The sequence below is a fragment of the Xanthomonas vasicola genome (assembly GCF_000772705.2).
Lineage (GTDB): Bacteria > Pseudomonadota > Gammaproteobacteria > Xanthomonadales > Xanthomonadaceae > Xanthomonas > Xanthomonas vasicola.
Map to the genome: position 1 here is coordinate 1 of NZ_JSBW02000061.1, position 2,744 is coordinate 2,744.

At 61.9% G+C, this 2,744-nt stretch carries 1 protein-coding gene and 1 pseudogene; both read left to right on the top strand.

Annotated elements, in window-relative coordinates:
* The coding region (locus tag NX05_RS24560) for an RHS repeat domain-containing protein (RefSeq protein ID WP_276525527.1) at positions 1–1,783 on the top strand (1,783 nt) is incomplete at its 5' end.
* Between the two features lie 291 nt (positions 1,784–2,074).
* Positions 2,075–2,744: pseudogene (locus NX05_RS17045) on the top strand (type IV secretion protein Rhs); the annotation flags it as partial.

Sequence of the window (2,744 nt, forward strand, 5' to 3'; positions counted from 1 at the left end):
CGGCGAGACGTTTTCGATCGGCCGCCTGACCAAGATGCAGGACGGCGGCGGCGTCACCCAGTATTGCTACAACCGCTTCGGCGATCTGGTGCGCAAGGTACAGACCAGCAACGGCACCGCGCTGGTGCTGCGCTACGCCTACACCATCGGCGGCCAACTGCAGCGCATGACCTACCCGGACGGCGCGGTGGTCGATTACGTGCGCAATGCGCAGGGCCAGACCACGCAAGTTGGCGTGACGCAAGCTGGCGGTAGCCGCCAGGTGCTGCTGGGCAATGCCACTTACTATCCGTTCGGCCCGGCTGCCGGCTGGACCTACGGCAATGGCCGCACCCTCGCCCGCCAATACGATCTGGACTATCGGCCGCAGGCCATCCAGGATACCCGCCCGGGTGGGCTGGACGTGGGCTTCGGCTTCGACCCGGCCGGCAACCTCACCGCGCTGACACCCGCAGGCAACACCACACCGGAGATCAGCCTGGGCTACGACACCCTCGGCCGCCTCACCGGCCTCAAGGACGGCAGCACCGGCACGCTGATCGACGGCTACAGCTACGACGCCACCGGCAACCGCCTCAGCGCCAAGGTCGGCACCGCTACGCAGACCTACACCTATCCGACCGACAGCCACCGCCTCAGCGCCGTCGCCGGTGTGGCCCGCACCTATGACGCCACCGGCAACACCACCGCCATCGGCGGCACTGCGCGCCAGTACACCTACGACACCACTGGCCGCATGACCCAGGCCCGCCGCGCTGGCGCGGTGACCATGAACTACCGCTACAACGGAAAAGGCGAGCAGGTGCGCCGCTTCCTCGGCACCACCAACACCTACACGCTCTACGATGAAGCAGGCCACTGGCTGGGCGACTACGACAGCAACGGCGCGCCCAAGCAGCAGGCGATCTGGCTGGACGACCTACCGGTCGGCCTGCTGGCCAACGCAAATAAACTGCACTACATCGAACCCGATCATTTGGGCAGCCCGCGCGTGGTGATCGATCCAACCCGCGATGTGCCGGTGTGGACGTGGAGCCTGAAGGGCGAAGCCTTCGGCAACACCGCGCCGAATCAGGATCCGGATGGCGATGGGGCGGCGCTGGTGTTGGATATGCGCTTCCCGGGGCAGCGGTTTGATGCAGCGAGTGGGTTGAATCAGAACTACTTCAGGGACTACGAGGCGACTACTGGGCGGTATGGGCAGAGTGATCCGCTTGGATTACAAGGCGGAATTAGCACTCATGGTTATGCATTAGGCAGTCCGCTCTCGCTTACTGATCCTTTAGGATTGGCACCTAACCCGGCGTGCGCTGCCGGATGGATTGCAGCATGCTCTGTTGTCGGCGGTGGAGTGGGATACTGGGGCGGTGGTATTTTAGGGGGTGTGGCTGGCTCCGAAGTTCCAATAGCAGGAAATGCAGCTGGATTTGTGGCAGGGTCACAATTAGGTGGCATGGGAGGAGCTTCAGCAGGAGGGATACTAGGTGGATTAACAGCTGGCATGGCTTGCCCAGATGAAAAGCCATGTCCTCCCTGCAAAACCATTTCCGGCATGATTGTTCCTGTGGGAACAATCGGGTATCGACCGCTTGATGTCATACCAAACAATGTGATGCAGCACGGCGTTTACGGATCGCACCACAACATTTTTGTCGCTAATCAATATCCATACCCGAAATGCGACTGCTTCTGGGCAAAGCAGAAATATGTGGTTAAGCCAGATCAATTGCAGCCAGGGTGGGTGCCTGTTGAGCCCTTCGTAACTGATAGAGGAAACCCATGAGATACGCAAGCACTTCCCAGCCAATAATCGTGGGAGACTCGGTCGTCGTTGAAGGTAATGTATCAGGTCTCGTGGTTTGCAATTTCGATACTTGGACTTGCCTTCCAGGCTATGAGGATTGGCTAACGAAGGATCAAATGGCAGATGGGAGTTATATGGAAGGCGGCGTCCTCATAAAAACATCTGACCTAGGAATGCTCTATTACCGCGAGGAAGATGAGTCAATACTCTTCGTCGAGTAACGTTTCGAACAAAGGGAACGGAAACAAAGGGGACGGAGGTAATTAGCCCAACCGCTTCAGCGAACTGGTGAGCAAAGATGCAGACCAACAACAGCAAGGCACGGATGCTGCGCTATGCATCCGGCGTGGGCGGTCAGGTGCAGGGCATGGCGTATCCTGAGGGCACGGCCGTTGGCTACCTGCGCAACGCGCAAGGCCAGACCACCGAGGTCGGCGTGACCCCGGCCGGCGGCAGCCGACAGGTGCTGCTGGGCAACGCCAGCTACTACCCGTTCGGCCCGGCTGCCGGCTGGACCTACGGCAATGGCCGCACCCTCGCCCGCCAGTACGATCTGGACTATCGCCCGCAGGCCATCCAGGACACCCGCCCGGGCGGGCTGGACGTGGGCTTCGGCTTCGACCCCGCCGGCAACCTCACCGCGCTGACGCCGGCTGGCAACACCACACCGGAGATCGGGCTGGGCTACGACACCCTGGGCCGCCTCACCGGCCTCAAGGACGGCAGCACCGGCACGCTGATCGACGGCTACAGCTATGACGCCACCGGCAACCGCCTCAGCGCCAAGGTCGGCACCGCTACGCAGACCTATCGCTATCCGACCGACAGCCACCGCCTCAGCGCCGTCGCCGGTGTGGCCCGCACCTATGACGCCACCGGCAACACCACCGCCATCGGCGGCACTGCGCGCCAATACACCTACGACACCAGCGGCCGCATG